The sequence below is a fragment of the Streptomyces sp. CB03238 genome, from assembly GCF_002099185.1.
Classification (GTDB): Bacteria; Actinomycetota; Actinomycetes; order Streptomycetales; family Streptomycetaceae; genus Streptomyces.
Map to the genome: position 1 here is coordinate 40,498 of NZ_NBCN01000013.1, position 17,771 is coordinate 58,268.

Annotated in this window: 16 protein-coding genes; 8 read left to right on the forward strand and 8 right to left on the reverse strand. The window is 73.0% G+C overall.

Going from position 1 to position 17,771, the window contains the following annotated elements; translation table 11 throughout:
* Nucleotides 1-42 precede the first annotated feature (42 nt).
* From BKD26_RS24030 to BKD26_RS24040, 3 genes are all read right to left on the reverse strand, one after another.
* Nucleotides 43-423 (reverse strand): nucleotide pyrophosphohydrolase, encoded by a 381-nt coding sequence (locus tag BKD26_RS24030; RefSeq protein ID WP_084901846.1) that lies wholly within the window; start codon nucleotides 421-423, stop codon nucleotides 43-45.
* Nucleotides 420-1,586 carry a biotin transporter BioY gene (locus tag BKD26_RS24035; protein ID WP_084901848.1) on the reverse strand — a complete coding sequence of 389 codons (1,167 nt, stop codon included), beginning with the start codon at nucleotides 1,584-1,586 and terminating at the stop codon, nucleotides 420-422. Before BKD26_RS24035 ends, BKD26_RS24030 begins: the two co-directional genes overlap by 4 nt.
* Before the next feature lie 73 nt (nucleotides 1,587-1,659).
* Nucleotides 1,660-2,058, reverse strand: coding sequence for a cell division protein SepF (locus BKD26_RS24040; protein ID WP_073755241.1), 399 nt, complete (start codon nucleotides 2,056-2,058; stop codon nucleotides 1,660-1,662).
* Nucleotides 2,059-2,308: 250 nt separating this feature from the next.
* Between BKD26_RS24040 and BKD26_RS24045 the strand changes: the two genes are divergently transcribed.
* The 6 genes from BKD26_RS24045 to BKD26_RS24070 are packed head-to-tail and all read left to right on the forward strand — an operon-like array spanning nucleotide 2,309 to nucleotide 8,435.
* Entirely contained in the window at nucleotides 2,309-3,574 is a 1,266-nt protein-coding gene (locus tag BKD26_RS24045; protein ID WP_084901851.1) for a sugar ABC transporter substrate-binding protein, read from the forward strand.
* Nucleotides 3,571-5,052 (forward strand): sugar ABC transporter permease, encoded by a 1,482-nt coding sequence (locus BKD26_RS42285; RefSeq protein ID WP_347105403.1) that lies wholly within the window; start codon nucleotides 3,571-3,573, stop codon nucleotides 5,050-5,052. The genes BKD26_RS24045 and BKD26_RS42285 overlap by 4 nt, the downstream gene beginning before the upstream one ends.
* Nucleotides 5,052-5,855: a carbohydrate ABC transporter permease gene (locus BKD26_RS24055; RefSeq protein ID WP_084901853.1), complete on the forward strand. Its 804-nt coding sequence runs from the start codon at nucleotides 5,052-5,054 to the stop codon at nucleotides 5,853-5,855. Before BKD26_RS42285 ends, BKD26_RS24055 begins: the two co-directional genes overlap by 1 nt.
* Nucleotides 5,852-6,559, forward strand: coding sequence for an amidohydrolase family protein (locus BKD26_RS24060; protein WP_084901856.1), 708 nt, complete (start codon nucleotides 5,852-5,854; stop codon nucleotides 6,557-6,559). Before BKD26_RS24055 ends, BKD26_RS24060 begins: the two co-directional genes overlap by 4 nt.
* A complete protein-coding gene (locus BKD26_RS24065; RefSeq protein WP_107417970.1) occupies nucleotides 6,556-7,320 on the forward strand; it encodes an amidohydrolase family protein in 765 nt (254 codons plus the stop codon). The genes BKD26_RS24060 and BKD26_RS24065 overlap by 4 nt, the downstream gene beginning before the upstream one ends.
* Nucleotides 7,317-8,435, forward strand: a complete 1,119-nt coding sequence (locus BKD26_RS24070) for a DegT/DnrJ/EryC1/StrS family aminotransferase (protein ID WP_084901861.1) — start codon at nucleotides 7,317-7,319, stop codon at nucleotides 8,433-8,435. Before BKD26_RS24065 ends, BKD26_RS24070 begins: the two co-directional genes overlap by 4 nt.
* Here BKD26_RS24070 and BKD26_RS24075 read toward each other — a convergent pair.
* Complete coding sequence (locus BKD26_RS24075; protein WP_084901864.1) at nucleotides 8,425-9,393, reverse strand: LLM class flavin-dependent oxidoreductase; 969 nt, start codon at nucleotides 9,391-9,393, stop codon at nucleotides 8,425-8,427. The genes BKD26_RS24070 and BKD26_RS24075 overlap by 11 nt on opposite strands.
* A gap of 94 nt (nucleotides 9,394-9,487) precedes the next feature.
* Between BKD26_RS24075 and BKD26_RS24080 the strand changes: the two genes are divergently transcribed.
* Entirely contained in the window at nucleotides 9,488-10,459 is a 972-nt protein-coding gene (locus BKD26_RS24080) for a dihydrodipicolinate synthase family protein (protein WP_084901867.1), read from the forward strand.
* 479 nt (nucleotides 10,460-10,938) lie between these two features.
* On the opposite strand, the gene BKD26_RS24085 is transcribed toward BKD26_RS24080, so the two are convergent.
* From BKD26_RS24085 to BKD26_RS24100, 4 genes are read right to left on the reverse strand one after another with little or no spacing between them, the layout of a single operon-like run.
* Nucleotides 10,939-13,017, reverse strand: coding sequence for a PQQ-binding-like beta-propeller repeat protein (locus BKD26_RS24085; RefSeq protein WP_084901871.1), 2,079 nt, complete (start codon nucleotides 13,015-13,017; stop codon nucleotides 10,939-10,941).
* 34 nt (nucleotides 13,018-13,051) lie between these two features.
* The gene (locus BKD26_RS24090) at nucleotides 13,052-13,810 is read right to left on the reverse strand and encodes an amidohydrolase family protein (RefSeq protein WP_084901873.1); all 759 of its coding nucleotides are present in this window, start codon (nucleotides 13,808-13,810) and stop codon (nucleotides 13,052-13,054) included.
* Nucleotides 13,810-14,568 (reverse strand): hypothetical protein, encoded by a 759-nt coding sequence (locus BKD26_RS24095; RefSeq protein ID WP_084901877.1) that lies wholly within the window; start codon nucleotides 14,566-14,568, stop codon nucleotides 13,810-13,812. The genes BKD26_RS24090 and BKD26_RS24095 overlap by 1 nt, the downstream gene beginning before the upstream one ends.
* The gene (locus BKD26_RS24100; protein ID WP_241518801.1) at nucleotides 14,565-15,689 is read right to left on the reverse strand and encodes a DegT/DnrJ/EryC1/StrS family aminotransferase; all 1,125 of its coding nucleotides are present in this window, start codon (nucleotides 15,687-15,689) and stop codon (nucleotides 14,565-14,567) included. Before BKD26_RS24100 ends, BKD26_RS24095 begins: the two co-directional genes overlap by 4 nt.
* 141 nt (nucleotides 15,690-15,830) lie before the next feature.
* Between BKD26_RS24100 and BKD26_RS41505 the strand changes: the two genes are divergently transcribed.
* Nucleotides 15,831-17,699, forward strand: coding sequence for a hypothetical protein (locus BKD26_RS41505; RefSeq protein WP_241518802.1), 1,869 nt, complete (start codon nucleotides 15,831-15,833; stop codon nucleotides 17,697-17,699).
* The last annotated feature ends 72 nt before the right edge of the window (nucleotides 17,700-17,771 follow it).

Sequence of the window (17,771 nt, forward strand, 5' to 3'; positions counted from 1 at the left end):
TTCGGAAATCTGTGGACAGGAAGCTCAGTGTGAATAAGTTGATCACTCCGTAGAGTGACGATCGGGCTGTCGCGTCGCCCGTGCGGCGCGCCCCGGCGGCCGTCCGACGGGGAACCGCACCTCGTTCCGGTCGATCTTCGCGGAGAGCGCGGCCAGCGGATCGACGCCCAGCACACCGCAGAACTGGAGCAGGTAGGCGAGGACGTCGGCCACCTCGTCCGCCACTCGGTGCGCCGTCTCCGGGTCGTCCATCACCCGGTCGGCTTCCTCGGGCGTCAACCACTGGAAGATCTCCAGCAGTTCGGCGGCCTCGACGCTCAGCGCCGCCGCGAGGTTCTTCGGCGTGTGGTACGGCTGCCACTCCCGCGAGGCCGCGAACTCGGCGAGCCTGCGCTGCAATCCCTGCAGATCCAGTTCTGTCACGGATTCAGGTCTACCACCGTCACTCCGGCCCGCCCCCGCGCGGCCCTCGCCCCCGCCTCGCCGACCGTCCCGACCAGCCGGATGTGTCCATCCCCGCAGATCTGCGCCGCCAGCGCCGCGAGTTCGCGGGTCTGGCGCCGGTCCAGGCCACGGTCGAAACCGTCGGCGAGCACGGTGAGCGTCTGCATCGCATGGGGGACCTCGGCGGCCGGGTCCATGGCCAGCACACCCGGCCCGGTGAGCAGCACCAGCGCGAGCGCCAGGTAGCGCAGTTCGCCCTCGCCGAGCCGCCCGACCGGCATGCCGCCGTCCGCGCCGCGGCCCAGCACCGCACGTACCGTTCCGTCGGCGAGCTCCTCGACGTCCAGGTCGCGCACCGGGCCGGCGCAGCCCGCCCGGGCGACCGCCGCCAGCCGTGCGTGCCTGCGCGGGCAGGCGGTACGGGTACGGTGGAGGACCTCGGCGAGGTTGTCGCAGCCGCGCCGCAGCCGTCCCTCGCCCGCCGCCACGGGCTGCCGCATCCGCTGCGGCTGCGGGTCGCACGGGAAGACGGAGCGGAGCGCCACGACGACCTGCTCGGCGGCGGCCAGCACGCGCCGCTGCCCCTCGGTCTTGCCCGCCACCCGCAGCGGAAGCAGCGCCGTTCCGAGCCGGTCGCCGGGGAGCGGGGCACGTGTGACCGGTACCGAGCCGGCGGTGTGCCACTCGGCCTGCACGGTGCGCCGGCCCGGGTCGCGCAGCGCCGTCGTGAGCAGCGTCCGCCCGTCACCGCCCGTCAGCCGCTCCCCCACGACCCGGAGTTCCGGCTCGGCCTGGACTGCCAGGTCGAGGCGCACAGGCCCGGCCGGGCCGTCCACGGTGCAGCCGATCCGGAACCCGCGCCGCCCCTCTGCGTCCGCCTCCGCGCGTTCGGGCACGCATCCGACGGGGTCCGGGAAGGCTCCGGCGAGCGTGGCGCCCGCGCCGAGCAGGGCGAGTGCTTCGTACGCCTGTAACGCGTTCGATTTGCCGGTGCCGCTCGCCCCCGCGAAGAGCGTCACCGGCGCGAGCCGGAAGGCGGCACCGCGGTGCGATTTGAAGGCGGACAGCCGCAGTTCCGTGACGGCGGGGCGGGCGGGCGCGGCGGAGGACGGCAAGGAGGAGGCGGGGTGGGTTGCGTGCATGCTCGGACCGTATGAGGACGCGGCATGCTGAACCGTTCCGCCCGAACAGCCTTCCTACGAACGAGGGAACCGCCTAGGAATGCGGAACCGCCGCGGCGGCGACGCCCTCGACCTCGGTACCCGCCGGCGCCAGCAGGAAGACGTTCCGGTCGACGCGGTGCATCCCGCTGCCGAGCCCGAAGACCACGCCGCTGCTGAAGTCCAGGATCCGCTTGGCGACGTCCGAGTCGGCCGCGGTCAGGTCCAGCAGGACGGGGATCTGCGCGATGAGGTACTCGGCGACCTCACGCGCGTCCGCGAAGACCTGCACCCGGAGGACGACCATGCGGCGCTGCTCGGCGGCCTCGTAGTCCTGCGGGATCGTGCTGTGGTCGACCCTCGAAGGCCACTCGTTGCGCCCCCGCAGCGGAACGACCTGCGCCAGGCCCTCCCACTGTTCGTCGGTGACGTCGTACCTCTCGTACCTACTCATACTCCTATCCTCACCCCCCTCACCCGTTCGGCCCAACTGCGACACCCGTGTCCGGCACACGTACCGTCCGCGGGCCGGAAAGTGACGTGTCATCCGAAAGAGTGGGGGGCTTGCTCCAGGGCCATCGCGGTGGCCTGCCGGGTGGCCTCGTACGGCGCGGCCGCGCAGCATTGACAGTGCAAAACAGCCCAGCTACTTTCGGCCCAGGCCGAAACTGTCCAGGTTTTGACAGGCCTTCCGGAGGCCCAGCATGAAGACAGGGTTCAAGCGCGCCACCGTTCCTCTCGCACTTCTCACCTTGACCGCGCTCACCGCGGCCGGTTGCAACGGCGGTGACAGCGGCGCGGGGTCGAACAAGGTCACCGTCTGGATGTACCCGGTGATCATGGATCCGAAGGCCAACGCCGCGTACTGGGACGGCATCGAGAAGGGCTTCGAAGCCGCCCAGAAAGACCTCGACCTCACCATCGAGCAACTGCCCTGGGAGAACCGGGACCAAAAGCTCGCCACCGCCTTCGGCAGCGGCAAGGGCCCCGACGTGGTGCTGCTCGGCCCCGACCAGATCCCCCAGTACCAGGCGAACGGCGCCGTCCAGCCCGTGGACCGGGCGATCGAGAAGTCCCGCGCCGCCTTCCGGCCGACCGCCCTCGAAGCCATGACACAGGACGGCAAGGTCTACGCGGCGCCGATCTACCACACCGTCACCAGCACGCTCTACAACAAGAAACTGCTGGACAAGGCGGGGATAAAGGAACCACCCGCGACCTGGGACGCCCTGAAGGCCGCCGCGCCGAAGCTGACGCAGGCCGGGGTCGCCACCCTCGACTACTCCGCGAGCAATGAGGCGTCGCTCAACATGAGCTTCTACCCGCTGCTGTGGCAGGCGGGCGGCAAGGTGTTCGACGAGAGCGGCAAGAAGACGGCGTTCAACAGCCCCGAGGGCGTCGAGGCGCTCACCTTCCTCGTCGGCCTCTACAAGAACGGCGCCGTGCCCCGGTCCGCGCTGACCAACGCCAACCTCTTCACCGACCATGCCCTGGGCAAGGAACAGGTGGCGATGGGCTACACCAACACGCCCTCCGACGCCGCGCTCGCCGAGAAGACCTGGGGGAAGGAGAACGTGATCGTCGGCCCCGCCCTCGCCGGGCCGAAGAAGCAGGTGTGCTTCGGCATGCCGGGCGGCCTCGGCATCAACGCCAGGACGAAGAACCTGGCCGGCGCGGAGAAGTTCATCGCCTATATGACCGAGCCCGCGCAGATCGCGTCCATGGGCAAGGCGGGCGGGTTCTTCTCCCCGCGCACGGACGTCACCGTCCCCAACGGCAGCCCCTTCGCCAAGGAGTACGAAGCGGCCCTCGCGCACACGTTCCCCGGCGAGCCTCACCCCGCCGCCCGCCAGCTGATGGCACTCATCACGCCGGAGATCCAGGCGGCGCTGACCGGCAAGAAGACACCTGAGCAGGCGCTGGCCGCGGCTGCCAAGGAAGGCGACGACCTGCTGGCGCGGCAGCGTTGAGCAAAGTCGAGCCCCGCGAGGCGTCCCCCGACGAGCCGGAGCGCGACGGCCCCGGGCCCGCCCCCGACGGAGCAACGGATGCCGCCGGACGGCACCCGGACGCGGACGGCACGCCGCTGGACGGCACGCCCGTGGACGGCGCCCCCGGGGGCGGCACCCCCGGGGGCGGGGCGCGCGTGGACGGCGCGGGCGCCGAGACCGGTGCGGGTGCGGCACCCGCCGGCGGAAGGCCTGGGCACCCGGAGCCCGCGGCGGCGACGGCCGCCGCCTCCGGCGCGCCGGAGGCCGCTCGGCGTGGCGGTTCCGGGGACGGTACGCCTCTGCGCCGGCCGGTCGCGGACACCCGCGCGGGTTACGGCGACGCCGCACAAGCGCCGGGGGGCGCCGGCGCGGGGCACCCGGCACCGGAAGCCGTACCGGCCGCCGTTGCGCGCACCGTGCCGGGTGCCGGGGCCGGCGCGGCGCCGGAAGCCGTCCCGGGCGTGGCCGGGCCCCTGGCCGGCGGTGCTCCCGGCCCCCTGCCACCAGGCCCACCGGGCGGCACGCCCGGCGACACGGAAGGCGGCACGCCCGGCGGGGCGGCGGCGGGGCGGAAAGCGCGGCGGCGGAGTCCCGTGCGGCGGCGGGAGGCGCTGGTGGGGCTGGCGTTCGTGGCGCCGATGCTCGTGCTGTTCCTCGTCTTCCGCTTCGGGCCCACCCTCGGTGCCGCGTTCCTGTCGCTCACCGACTACCGACTCAGCGGCGAGTGGGACTTCATCGGAGCCGCCAACTACACCCGGCTCCTCCAGGACGACCTGTTCTGGGAGAGCCTCGGCGTCACCGCCGTCTACACCGCGCTGTACGTGCCCATGACCGTGCTGCTCGCGCTGGGCACCGCCATCCTGCTGCACCGCACGCTCTGGCTGCGCGGCTTCTTCCGTGGCCTGTTCTTCCTTCCGTACGTGACGAGCATCGTGCTCGCCGCCGTCATCTGGAAGTGGATCTACGAGGTGGAGGACGGGCTGCTGAACACGGCTCTCGGCGTCCTCGGCACCGGCCCCGTCGACTTCCTCGGTGACGACTCGCTCGTCCTGCCCTCCATCGCGGCCGCCTCCGCCTGGAAGGGCTTCGGCTACTCGATGCTGATCCTCCTCGCCGGGCTCCAGTCCATCCCGCGCGAGGTCACCGAAGCGGCCACCATCGACGGCGCGAGCGCCTGGCAGCGCTTCCGCTGGGTGACGCTTCCGCTCCTCCGTCCGGTGTTGTTCTTCGTCCTCGTCATCGAGGCCATCCAGGCCTTCCAGGTCTTCGACGCGATGTACGTGATGACCGCCGGCGGCCCCGTCCGGGCCAGCTACTCGCTCGTGTACTTCCTCTACGACTCGGGATTCAAGTTCTTCGACTTCGGCTACGCGAGCGCGGTCGGCCTCGTGCTGTTCCTCATCGTGCTCGTCTTCTCGCTCATTCAGCGCCGGCTCATCGGAAGGGAGGAGGACTGATGGCGCGGCTGAGGCTGCCGGTCCTGCTGGTCCTGGTCGCGTTCGTGACCGTCACCCCCTTCGTCATCATGGTGCTGGTGGCGTTCGCGCCACCCGGCGGCCGCACCCTGCCGGGCGCCTTCGACCTCACCCGCGCGACTCTGCGGAACTTCACCGACGTCCTCCAGAGCGCCGACATCACCCGCTGGGCGCTCAACTCGCTCATCTACTCGCTCGTGTCGGTGCTGCTCATCCTGCTGTTCGCCTCGATGGCCGGGTACGCGTTCGCCAAGAAGCGCTTCCCGGGGCGGGAGATCCTGTTCTGGTCGTTCCTGGCGACCCTGATGGTGCCGTTCCAGGCGACGCTCATCCCGTACTACATCCTCGTCTCCGAGATGGGCGGCGTGGACACGTACTGGGGCCTGATCGTGCCGACCCTGGCCAACTCGCAGGCCGTCTTCCTGATGCGGCAGTTCATCGTGCAGCTGCCCGACGAGCTGTTCGAGGCGGCGAAGATCGACGGAGCCTCGGAGTGGCGGGTCTTCACGACCGTCGTACTGCCGCTGATCCGGCCGGTCCTCGCCACCCTCGGTGTGTTCGTCTTCCTCTGGCACTGGAACGACTTCCTGTGGCCGCTCGTCATCGGCCAGTCGGAGGCGATGCGTACGCTCACGGTCGGCCTCGCCACGCTGGAGGGCGAGAACGTCACGATCAACCAGATCATGGCCGGCGCCACCATCACCGTCATCCCCTGCCTGCTGGTCTTCGGCCTGCTCCAGCGGTATCTCACCGACTCCATCGCCACCAGCGGCCTGAAGTCATGACCCTGACCGTCGACATCAACCGCACCCTCGGGCCACTCCCCCACGACGACGTACCCAGCAAGGACGAGACCGGTCTCGTCGCCGAGCTGGAGCGGCTGCGCATCGACACGGCGTGCGTCATCCACTCGTACGCCGTCCATGGCGACCCCCGCGACGGAAACGAGCAGCTGACGCTCATCGGCGACCGGCGGCTGTGCCCCGTACCGGTCCTCGTACCGGGGCCGCTCGGCACCGGCCCGTGGACGGGCGGCGCGCCCCTGGTGCGCCTCTGCCCCCGGTTGCACGGCTGGTCCGTCACCGGCCCGCACGCGCGCGTGCTGGTCGCCGAGCTGGCGGAGAGCGGCACGACCGTGCTGCTCGCGTGGGACGAGGTGACGGCCGATGAGGTGCACCGGCTGGCCGCCGCCACGCCCGCGCCGCGCGTCGTCCTGACCGGTACGGGCTACCGCGCACTGCGCGAGCTCGCCGAGCTGCTGGAGGCCCACCCCTCGCTGTACGTCGACACGTCGACGCTCTGCGGCCACCGCCAGGTGGAGTGGATCGCCGAGCGGTACGGCGCCCACCGGGTGCTGTTCGGGACGGGCGCGCCGGTCACGGACGACGCCGGGCCGCGCTACCTGCTGGACACCCTGGACCTGCCGGAGGCGGACGCGGCGCTCATCGCGGGCGGCAACGCGCTGCGGCTCATGGGGCATGCGCCATGAGCACGGCCATGGACGTCATCGACGCGCACGGGCACATCGGGCGGTGGCCGGCGTTCGCCATTCCGGACGGGTCGGCGGAGAGCCTGGTCGCCACGATGGACCGGTGCGGAGTCGCCACCGCCTGCGTGTCGCACCTGCTGGCGGTGGGCCCCGACGCGCGCGCCGGGAACGCCCTGCTGGTCCAGGCGCTCCAGGCGCACCCGGGCCGGCTGCTCGGCTGGGCCGTGTACCAGCCGCACGACCCACAAGCCCCCGAGCGGCTGCGGGACCTGCTGGACGTACCGGGCGTCATCGGCGTCAAGCTCCACCCCGAGGTGCACGAGACGGCGCTCGACGACCGCGCGTACACGCCCGCGTTCGAGGTGGCCGCCGAGCGGAGACGGCTCGTCCTGGCGCACAGCCAGCACGGCAGCGCCTGGTCCGACGCCCGCCACTTCGCGGCCGTCTCGCCCCGCCACCCCGGCGTACCGCTGCTGATGGGCCACGCGGGGCTGTTCCCGCAGGGCTTCCGCCCCGCCGTGGAGGCCGCGGCGCGCTGCCCCGACCTGGTGCTGGAGACCTGCGGGTCCCGGATGACGGCGCGTCACCTCACCCGGATGGTCGCCGAGGCCGGGGCCGGCCGGGTGGCGTTCGGGTCGGACGCCGTCTTCCTCGACCTGCGGACCGGGCTCGGCCGGGTACTGCTCGCCGACCTGGCGGAGGCGGACCGGGAGCAGGTCCTGCACGGCACCATGGACCGGCTCCTCAAGGGCGTTGCATGACACCGCAGTGGCCCTCGTGGCCGCCGCCCCCGACCGACGAGCAGCGCCGGGCCTTGTTGCGGGTGCTGGACAGCGGCCGGTGGGGGGCCACGAGCGGCACCGCGACCGAGGAGTTCGCGGCGGCGTTCGCACGGCGTGCCGGGGCGGCGCACGGGGTGTGCACCGTCAACGGCACGGTGGCCCTGTTCCTGGCGCTGCGGGCGCTGGGCGTCGGCCCCGGGGACGAGGTGATCGTGCCCGCGTACACGTTCGTCGCCAGCGCGACGGCCGTGGTGCTGGCCGGGGCGGTCCCGGTCGCCGCCGACGTCACGAAGGAGACCCTGCACCTCGATCCGGTGGCCGTACGGGCGCTCATCGGGCCGCGTACGAAGGCGGTCATGGCGGTGCATCTGGCGGGCGCGCCCGCCGACACGGAGGCGTTACGCGCCCTGGGGCTCCCTGTGGTGGAGGACGCGGCCCAGGCACACGGGGCCGCGCGGCACGGCCGGCCGGCGGGCTCGCTCGGGGACGTGGCGTGCTTCAGCTTCCAGTCGGGCAAGGCGATGACGGCCGGCGAGGGCGGCATCGTGGTGACCGGCGACCGTGCCCTGTACGAGCGTGTGTGGGCGCTGCACAACGTGGGCCGGAGGCCGCAGGGCGGCTGGTACGACCACCCGGAGATGGGCTGGAACCTGCGGATGACGGAGTTCCAGGCGGCGCTCCTGCACCCGCAGCTCACCCTGCTGGACGGCTGGATCGACCGTCGTACGCGCGGTGCCGCCGCGCTCGCCGAGGCCCTCGGCGACGTACCGGGCCTGGACCTCGTCCCGGTACTGTCCGGCACCACGCGTCACACCTGGCACCTGGCGATGCTGCGGTACGACTCCGGGGCGTTCGGCGGCCGGCCCAAGGCGGAGTTCCTCGCCGCGATGGCCGCCGAAGGGGTGCCGCTGGACGCCGGTTACCGGTCGCTGAGCCGGCTGCCGTACGTGACCTCGCCGGCGCCCTGTCCGGTCGCGGAGGCGGCGGAGGACAGCGTGGTGTGGGTGCGGCAGTCGATGCTGATGGCGGAGGGGGCGGCGGTGGCGTACGTCGCGCGGGCGTCACGAGTCGTCCGCCGCCGCTTCAGGAGGTGAGCGCGCCGAACGCCTCGATCGACCGCAGCGCGTCCGCCTGGGGCATGCCGGGCGGCTGGATGCGGAGGACGATCCCGTCGGCGCCCATCTCCTCGTACCGGCCGATCCGTTCCACGCACTCGGCGGTCGAACCGATGACCGAGCGGGCGGCGATGTCCTCCCACGGCTGGGCGTAGCGGGCGGCGTCGGCGGAGGTGCGTTTCCAGTCGCCGTACGCGTCGTACAGCCCCCGCAGCGGGCCCTCCAGGGCGGTGCGGGCCTGGGCGGTAGTGGGCGCGGCGTACCCCTCGCGGCAGACGATGACCTCGGCGCCGAGGGAGCGGGGGCCGCGCGGGAAGGAGTGGTAGAGGGCGATCTTCTTGGGCAGTTCCTCGTCGGTCTCGTTGAAGGAGGTCGTCCAGCCGTCGCACGTCCAGGCGGTCCGCTCCAGGGCGGCGGGCACGCGTCCGCCGTTCCAGATACGGGGCCTGGGGGTCTGGACGGGCCGGGGCGACAGGAAGGCGTCCTCGACGGCGTACCTGCGGCCCTGGTGGGTGACCTTGTCCTCGGTCCACAGCCGGGTGAGCAGCTCCAGGCACTCCTCGAAGCGCGACACGCGCTCCTGGGGCCGGGTGCCGTACAGCGCGAACTCCTCCGGGCGGTAGCCCAGCACGAAACCGGCGGTGAGCCGGCCGCCGGAGAGGACGTCGATGTGGGCGAGCGTCTCGGCCAGCATCACCGGGTGGTGGACGGGCGCGATGAGCCCGGCGGTGGCCAGGCCGATCCGGTCGGTGTGCGCGGCGAGGTACGCCAGGGAGGTGACGGCCTCGTGGTAGCCGGGCCGGTGCAGGTGACGTTCGCCGAGGACGGCCCAGGCGAAGCCCGCCTGTTCGGCGAGGCGTACCTGCTCGACGGCGTCGGCGAGGCGCGGCCGGTCGGCCTGGTCGGCGTAGAGGTTGACGTACAGGCCGAGTCGCATGGGAGCGCCGCCCCTTCCGTTACGGACTTCCTTTACGGTCCGGACCGTAAAGGCTAGCGTGTCGACGACGACCGCGACAGACGGGAGCACGCCCATGTCGGCTTCTGAGGCCCTGGTAGGGCGGTTGCGCGGCACCGTCCTGCCGGCGGTGGCAACGCCCATGGACGCCCGGGGGATTGTGGACCTGGCGGCGCTGCGCGGGTACGCGGAACGGATCGCCGCCGAGCGGATCGGCGGGGTCGCGGTGTGGGCCCATACGGGGCGCGGGCTGTACCTGTCGGAGGACGACCGGCGCCGGGTCCTCGCGGTGTGGCGGGCGGCCGTCGGGGGGCCGGTGGTGGCGGGGGTGGGCGTGCCGCGCGCGGCCGGAGCGGTGGACCTGGGTGCCGCGGTGGACGCGACCGTGGCGATGGCGGTGCGGGCGGCGGAGGGCGGCGCGGACGCCGTGATGGTCTATCCGCTGGCGCAGTCGGACGGGGACGACGACGCGGCGGTGCGGTTGCACGAACGGGTGGCGTCGGAGAGCGGGCTGCCGGTGGTCGGGTTCTTCCTGCACGGGGAGGCGGGGGGCTATCCGTACCCGCCGGGGCTGGTGAGCCGGCTGCTGGAGCTTCCGTCGGCGGTGGGCATCAAGCTGGCCACGCTGGACAGGGCGATGGCCTGTCAGGACGCGATCGCCGCCGCGCGGCGGAGCGGACGCCTTGTCATCACCGGTGAGGACCGGATGTTCGGGCCGTCCCTGATGTGGGGCGCGGACACGGCGCTGGTGGGCATCGCGGCGGCCCGTGTGCCGTTGACGGTGGCCGTCCTGGAGGCGTGGCGCGCGGGGGACCACGGGCGGTTCGTCCGGGCCTCGGCGCGGCTGGACCGGTTCGCGGAGGCCACGTTCCTCGCGCCCATCGAGGGCTACGTGCAGCGGATGCTGTGGGCGGCGGTGTGGGAGGGGCTGATCCCCGAGGAGGCCGCGCACGACCCGTACGGGCCGGTTCTGCCGGCCTCGGAGCGGCGGGCGGTCGTCGATTGCCTGGAGGCGCTCGCGAAGGACGCCGCACCCGAGTCGGCCTAGGTCCCGGCCGAGGGGGCCCGCCCGGCCGAGGGGCCCGCCCGCGTGGGCGGCCACGGCCGGTGGGTGGGGGGCGTGGCCCCTCCGGGCTCACCTCCTCGAGGCCGGCGGCCTTGGGTACGTCCGAAGGCGAGCCCCTCTGACGCCGCCGACCTCTGCGGGGGCGACCCTGCACGGCCCCGCCCCGGTCGTACGCCGACTGCGGCCCGGTGGGTCTGGGGAAGGCGGGTGGAGATGCCCTTGGTGCGCCCGGTGCGGGCGGCTGCTTCGACCACGGCGAAGAGGGGCCGTGCAGAGTCGCCCCCGCAGCGGTTGGCGGCGAGATACGGCGACGAGAGTGCGTGGGCACCCCGCCGACCGCGAGGAGGTGAGCCCGGAAGGGCCCCGACCGGGCCCACCGGGGGAGGCGAAGCTCCAGCGGGGTGCCCGGGCGGTGGCCCAAGAGGACCAGGGCCCGCCACGGGGCCCCGGCGGCCTGGGGGTCAGTTGGCCAGGAGGCCCTTCAGGATGGCCTCGTACTGGGCGGTGATTTCCGACGGGGTGCCCGAGGGGCACAGGGGGTCGAGGCGGAGGCGGGCGAGGGCGCGGGTGGAGACGCCCCAGGCGTGCCAGGTGGCGCGTTCCCAGGCGAGTTGCGGGGGGTTGTACCAGCCGTCGCCCAGTCCGCCGAGGACCAGTTCGGCTTCGCCGTCCGCGCCTTCGAGCGGGCCGAGGCGGTAGACGGAGCCGCCGAAGACCGAGGCGTACACCTGCCCGAAGTGGACGCTGATCTCGCCGTAGCTGGGGAGCTTGCCGGTTCTGAGGACGGCGCGGCTCTCGATGTCCATGGCGAACCAGTTGCCCGACTGCCGCTTGTAGACGCCGTACAGGATGCCGTTGTGGACCTCGATGTGCTGGAGGCTGGCGTTGCCCGGGACGGGGGTGGCCTCCCACAGCACGGTGCGGCGGCGCAGGTCGTAGGCGACGACCGTGGCGTTGGGCCGGGTGGGGGTGATGCTGCCGCCGCCCCAGGTGTCCCCGGCGAGGTACGCGGTGCGGTGGCCGACGCGGTCGTCGAGGGCGACGGACATCACGCTCTGGTCGGTGATGACGTCCTTGTGGACGGTGAGCCTGCCGCGGGAGCGTTCCACCAGGGTGAGGGCGCCCTTGAGGCCGCCGGCCGGGGGCGCGCTCGCGACCAGCAGGAGGTCCTGTTCGGGGACGTACGCCATGTCGGTGGGGCGCTGCTGGTCGTTCTCGATGAAGCCCATCGAGCGGATCCTGCCGCGGCGGGGGTCGATTTCGAGGAACTCGGTGCTCGGGTACATCGCCGCGTACACCTTGCCCCCGATGGCGCGGAGCTGTTTGGGCTCGCCGGGGATCCTGATGCGTGAGGAGGTGCCGTGCGAGGGCCGGTGGGTCGTCAGGGAGTAGTGCCCGCCGACGTGGACGGTGCCGCCGGACTCGTACGCGATGGACTGGACGGGGTCGGGGCCGGACAGGCCGATGTCGATCAGTTCGACGAGCTCGGACTTGCCCGTCGGCAGGTCGAGCCACCACAGCCGGCCGCTGCCCACGGCGCCGAGCATGGTGCGGTCGGTGAGGGGGATGAGGGCGCGGTGTTCGTCGCCGGTGGCGGGGGCGGCGACCTTGACGAGGGTGTCGCCGTCGCGCCGGTAGACGGTGCCGCTCGGGCGGCCGACGCAGTAGAGGGTGCCGTCGGACGTGACCGTCATGGCGTCGGCGATGCGTTCCGGGGCGGGGATGGGGATCACATGGGCGTCGCTGCCGTCGGGTGCCAGGTCGACGATGGACTTGCCGAAGGAGCCGAGGACCCGGCCGCCACGGGCGAGGAGGGCGGAAGCGCCGCCGTACGGGGTCGGGGTGACGTTCCGTTTGACGCCGGTGGTGCGGTGGTACGCGACGATGAACCCGCGCGGCAGGGTGCCGGCGTAGACGTACGTGTCGTCTGCGGCGATGGCGCGGACGTACTGTTCGCCGGCCATGGCGGCGCCGAGGTTGCGCAGGGTGCCGGTCTGGGGCTTGTACTCCCAGACTTCGCCGCGCGGGCTGGTGCCCGCGTACACCGTGCCGTCGGGGGCGGTGGTGAGGCACCAGACGAAGCCGCCGGCGGGGCCGATGGTGCCGATGCGGGTGGCGGTGCCGGTGGTGGGGTCGATGCGGTGGATGTCGGGGAACGGGTAGGTGCCGATGTACACCTGGCCGCCGGAGACGGTGGCGGCCCAGCCGCCGTCGCCTCTGTCGAGCCGGAAGGTTCTGCTGAGCTTTCTCGTCGTCAGGTCGATCTCGCCGACGAGGGTGGGGTTCTGTCCCCGGGCGACGAGGTAGGCGTGGTTGCCGAGGACGGTGGTGCCGACGATCGCCGCCGTCAGGGACGCGACGCCGTACGTGGAGATCGGGGCGCCGGAGCAGCGGTGCCCGGCGGTGCCGGTGCCGTCCGCCGGTGCGGTTCCGGCCGTTGGTGTCGTGGCGGCGTACGCCGCGCTGGGGGTGATGGTCTGTCCCGCCACTGCCGCCAGGGTGACCCCGGCTCCGGCGTTGAGCAGTCGCCTGCGTTCCATGCGTCCCTCTCCTGTTCCGGTGGTTCGGATCGCCTCACACGACCGGTGGCAGAGCCGTGCCGACCTTCAGGCCGAACAGCTCCGCCGCGTTGCGCCACAGCACTCGCTCCAGCTCTTCCTCCGTGAACCGCGCGTCCCGGATCACGCCCAGGGACACGCAGGGGTCGATCAGTGTCGCGTCGGTGCCGAACAGCATCTGTTCGATCGGGACTCCGGCCTCGCGGGCGTACGCGATCCGGCCGGCGTCCGTGGCCGTACGGCAGTGCTCCAGGTAGAGGCGGTCGCAGGCGGCCGCGGCGTGGGCCGCCTCGCGCCAGGCGTCGCCGCCCGCGTGGCCCATGATCACGCGCAGCCCGGGCCGGGCCTCCACGAGCTCGGGGAGGAGGGTGACCTCACGGCCCCACGTATGCAGGAGGAGCGGTACGCCGGCCTCGGCGACCACGTCGAAGGCCTCGGCCATCTCGCGGCAGCCGGGCAGCCGCCCCGGGTAGTGGGTGTGGATCTTGGCGCCGACGAACCGGCCGGTGTCGAGGCAGCGGCGGAGGTCGGCGGCACTGTCCTCGATGCGGTTGGGGTTGACGACGGCGTACCCGTACAGCCGTGGCCGGGTCTCCAGGGCCTCGCGGAGGACGGCGTTGCCGGCGACCGCGTCGTACACCACGGCTTCGGAGGCCGAGACGATCTGGAGGTCGATGCCGTAGCGGTCCATCTGTGCGAGGTTGGTGTCGGCGTCGCCGGTCGTCAGGTGGAACTGCCAGCGGCCCACGTGGGCGTGCACATCGATGATCGGCATCAGGCGAGCAGCTCCTCGACGTTCTTGGTGGCGATGGTGGCGCGGTCGTCGGGCGAGATGTCGGCGTACCGCAGCTTCAGCGTCTGTGGCGAGATGTCCATGAAGGGTGTGCGGGAGCCGAAGACGAGGTGGCGCGGGCCGACGGCGTCGATGACCCGTTCGATGGAGTCGGGGCCGGACAGCATGCGGGTGGTGGCCTTGAAGCCGGGTTCGTCGCGGGCCATGAGGAGGAAGTCGGCCAGCAGGTAGGCGTGCAGGTCGAGGAAGATCACGTCGGCGCCGCGGTCCATCAGGGGCGGCCCGAAGCGGCGCGGGTCGCCGTCGTGGAGCAGCACCATGCCGCGGTCGATGGCCAGCTTCACCACGCGCCGGTAGCCGGGGAAGCCGGGCTCGGCGGCCTGTTCGAGCGTGAACAGCCGCAGGAACCTGACTCCGGCGGCGGCCAGTTCGTCGAGCCGGTCCTCGGCGGTGAGCGCATCGCGTACGTCGACGGTGCCGACGGGGAGGAGCTCGGGGCAGTCGGCGAGGTCGCGGAGCGTCTCGGCGTTGCCCGCCTCGTCGTCGAAGAGCGGGCCGCGGGTGGACAGGGCCAGGGCGCCCGCGACGGGGGAACGGGCCAGGTGGGCGCGGACCTCGTCGAGGCCGGTGTCGCGGTGGTGGCGGGGCCAGGGCCCGTACAGCACGTCGACGTCCCAGCCGATGTGCTCCTCGGGTGACGGCCGGAGCCATTCATACGTCCGTTGCGGTGACTCGCTCATGATGCGGCGACCTTCCCCAGCGCCTGCGCGATCCGGTCCACGTCGTCCTCGCTGTAGGCCTCGTTCCACGGCAGAACCAGCAACGTACGGTCGATGAGCCGCTCGGCGCGAGGACACAGGCCCGGCGGGTACCCGGACAGTGCCGGATTGGCGTACAGCGGCCGCTCCAGATAGCCGGGCAGGGCGGGGATGCCCAGCTCGTCCAGTGCCCGGGCCCAGTGCGTGTTGTCGTCGACGAGGAGTGGGACGACCCACCAGGCGTGGCCGGTCCTCTGTTGAGGGACCGTCACCCCGGGCAGGCCGGCGATGGCTTCGATGAGGCGCCGCGCGCTCGCGCGGCGGCGGGCGACGACGTCGGCGACGCGCGTGAGCTGGGCGCGGGCGACGGCCGCCACGAGCTCGGTCATCCGGTAGTTCAGGCCCATGGTGCGGTGGATGCGGCCCTCGGTACGGTCCCAGCCCTTGTCCATGAACAGCCGCATCCGGGTGGCGAGGGCGGGATCGTCGGTGATGGCGAGGCCGCCGTCGCCGGCGGTGATGTGCTTGTACTGCTGGAGGCTGAAGCAGGCGATGTCGCCGAGCGTGCCGAGCAGCCGGCCTTCGTCGTCCTCGCCGAGCCACGCCTGGGCGCAGTCCTCGATGAGCAGCAGCCCGTGCCGGTCGCAGATCTCCTTGAGCCGTACGGTGTCGGCGGCGCCGCCGAAGAGGTGAACGGCGATGACGGCCTTGGTGCGCGGCGTGACGGCCGCCTCGACGGCGTCGGGGTCGAGGTTCCCGTCGTCCTCCGTCACGTCGGCGAAGACCACCCGCCCGCCCTGGGCGAGTACCGGGGCGACGGTGCCGAAGTCGGAGATCGGTGTGGTGACGACCTCGTCGCCGGGTCCGACTCCGGCGGCGGCGACGGCCAGGTGCAGGGCCGCGGTGCCGGAACTGCAGGACACGGCCTCGGCGCGCCCGTACAGCCGGGCCATCTCGGTCTCCAGCGCCCGGGCCTCCTGGCCGAACGCCCCGCACAGGACGGCCGAGTCGAGGACCCGGAGCACCGCTGCGCGTTCCTCCTCGCCGAACGTCCTTCCCCGGGGATCCAGAACTGTGGGCAGCGGCATTTCCCGTTGCGGCATCGGGGGATTATCCTCTCGGCAGCACGCGATTATGGCCTGGGCCGAAAGTAGAACCCCTGCCGACGGCCGTCAATCAGGCGTAACGCAGGCTTCGCAAGAATCGCCCTTGACGCGAAACGCCCAGCAGAACGGAGACCGGCCATGCCGCTCACTGTCGGCGTGATAGGTCCCGAGGACCTGGTCCAGAAGGTGGTCGCGGTCGGAGGCCGCGCGCCCGGATCCGCCCGGTTGCTGCCGCTGCCGTACCGTCACGAGGGCGAGACCACCGCGGTGGTGACGGGCGCGCGGTCGCGGGCGGACGCGCTGTTGTTCACCGGGGTCGTGCCGCACGCGCTGGCCGACGCGGCGGGTGTACTGGACCGGCCGGCGATGTACGTGCCGTACAACGGCGCCACGCTGCTGCGGGCGCTCGTCGAACTGCTGCGGCTCGGGCACGACGTGTCGCGGGTGTCCATCGACACCCTGCGCCGCGACGAGGTGCTGGAGACGATGACGGAGGCCAAGCTGCCCACCGACCGGGTGCGGGTGCTGCCGTACCGGCCGGGGTTGACCTCGGAGGACGTCGTCGACTTCCACCTGGACGCCCGGGACGCGAAGAAGGCCCGGGTGGCCATCACCTGTCTCGGCTCGGCGTTCCACGTGCTGGAGCAGCACACGCACGCCGTGCGCCTGGCCCCGTCCCGGCACTCGATACTGGCGACCCTTCAGGCGCTCGTCCTGGCCACGGCCGGGCAGCACAGCGGGGACGCGCAGGTGGTGCTGGGCATCGTCGACCTGCCGGGCGCGGGCGCGGACGCGCGGCTGCCGGAGGACATACGGGTGCTCGGCGGCAGCCTGGCCGAGCTTCCGGACGGGCGGCGGCTGGTGGTGACGACGCGCGGGGTGCTGGAGACGGCGACGGAGCGGTTCACTCGTCTCCCGTTCCTCGACGGCCTGGCGGCCCGGCACGGCACCGCGCATGTGGGCTTCGGTGTGGGCCGTACGGCGGCGGAGGCCGAGGCACTGGCCCGACGGGCCGTCAACCGGGCACGCTGGGTGGGCATGGCGGCGGGTGCGGCGGCGGGTGTGGTGTCGATGGCTGACGACGTCGACATCGTCATCGCGCCGGGTGCGGCGGGCGTCGCGCCGGGTGCGGCGGGTGTCGCGCCGGGTGCGGCGGGCGTCGCGCCGGGGTCGGTGGGTGAGGCAGGTGGGGCGGGGTCGGTCGGCTCGGCGGGCGCGGTGGACGCGGTCGGGTCGGCGGGTGGGGCTGGGTCGGCGGGCGCGGACGGCGCGGCGGGCGCGGTCGGTTCGGTGAGGTCGGCCGGCTCGGATGGCGCGTCGGACTCGGCAGGCGCGGACGGCTCGGCGGGTGGGGCTGGGTCGGCGGGGTCGGCCGGCTCAGGTGGCTCAGCCGGCTCGGCTGGTTCAGCCGGTTCGCCGAACTCCCTTGGTTCGGCCGGTTCGGCCGGTTCGGCCGGTTCGGCCGGTTCGGCCGGTTCGGCCGGTTCGGCCGGTTCGCCGAACTCCCTTGGCTTGACCGGCTCCGCAGGCTCACCAGGCTCGGGCGACTCCGCGGGAGCGCCCGGCTCCACCGGCACCCCAGGCGCGCCAGCCTCGCGTGGCGCAATCGGCCCCGTGGGCTCACCCAGCTCCCCAAGCTCACCCGCGGGCTCACCCGCGCACGCCGCAGGCACCGCAGGCACCCCGGGCACCGCTCACCCCGCAGGCACCGCGCATCCCGTGGGCGCCGCTCACGCCGCGCACGCCAGGCCGGCGGAGGGGCCCGCGCTGCTGGCCCGGCGGGTGGGCCTGCACCCGCAGACGCTGGACCGGCTGCGGGAGCTGACCGCGGCGGACGGGGGCGCGGGGGTCACCGCCCATCGGGTCGCCGAGCACCTGTCCGTGCAGCAGCGCACGGCCCGCCGGATCCTCAAGCGGCTGGAGCGGGCCGGGATAGCCGTACCGACCGGCAGTCGCCAGGAAGGGCAGACCGGCCGTCCCCCGATCGTCTACCAGGTCCGTCTGTAGCCCGTGGATCGCGGATTACGGCCTGGGCCGAAACCCCCCACATCGCAGGCCGCCACGGTGGGAACGCCGTAC

Excerpts from the sequence above, each read along its gene's own strand:
- BKD26_RS24100 (WP_241518801.1), bottom strand. The coding sequence starts at position 15,689 with ATGCCGCAACGGGAAATGCCGCTGCCCACAGTTCTGGATCCCCGGGGA.
- BKD26_RS24095 (WP_084901877.1), bottom strand. The coding sequence starts at position 14,568 with ATGAGCGAGTCACCGCAACGGACGTATGAATGGCTCCGGCCGTCACCC.
- BKD26_RS24065 (WP_107417970.1), top strand. The coding sequence starts at position 6,556 with ATGAGCACGGCCATGGACGTCATCGACGCGCACGGGCACATCGGGCGG.
- BKD26_RS24040 (WP_073755241.1), bottom strand. The coding sequence starts at position 2,058 with ATGAGTAGGTACGAGAGGTACGACGTCACCGACGAACAGTGGGAGGGC.
- BKD26_RS24055 (WP_084901853.1), top strand. The coding sequence starts at position 5,052 with ATGGCGCGGCTGAGGCTGCCGGTCCTGCTGGTCCTGGTCGCGTTCGTG.
- BKD26_RS41505 (WP_241518802.1), top strand. The coding sequence starts at position 15,831 with ATGCCGCTCACTGTCGGCGTGATAGGTCCCGAGGACCTGGTCCAGAAG.
- BKD26_RS24060 (WP_084901856.1), top strand. The coding sequence starts at position 5,852 with ATGACCCTGACCGTCGACATCAACCGCACCCTCGGGCCACTCCCCCAC.
- BKD26_RS24045 (WP_084901851.1), top strand. The coding sequence starts at position 2,309 with ATGAAGACAGGGTTCAAGCGCGCCACCGTTCCTCTCGCACTTCTCACC.
- BKD26_RS24080 (WP_084901867.1), top strand. The coding sequence starts at position 9,488 with ATGTCGGCTTCTGAGGCCCTGGTAGGGCGGTTGCGCGGCACCGTCCTG.
- BKD26_RS24070 (WP_084901861.1), top strand. The coding sequence starts at position 7,317 with ATGACACCGCAGTGGCCCTCGTGGCCGCCGCCCCCGACCGACGAGCAG.
- BKD26_RS24075 (WP_084901864.1), bottom strand. The coding sequence starts at position 9,393 with ATGCGACTCGGCCTGTACGTCAACCTCTACGCCGACCAGGCCGACCGG.
- BKD26_RS24035 (WP_084901848.1), bottom strand. The coding sequence starts at position 1,586 with ATGCACGCAACCCACCCCGCCTCCTCCTTGCCGTCCTCCGCCGCGCCC.
- BKD26_RS24085 (WP_084901871.1), bottom strand. The coding sequence starts at position 13,017 with ATGGAACGCAGGCGACTGCTCAACGCCGGAGCCGGGGTCACCCTGGCG.
- BKD26_RS24090 (WP_084901873.1), bottom strand. The coding sequence starts at position 13,810 with ATGCCGATCATCGATGTGCACGCCCACGTGGGCCGCTGGCAGTTCCAC.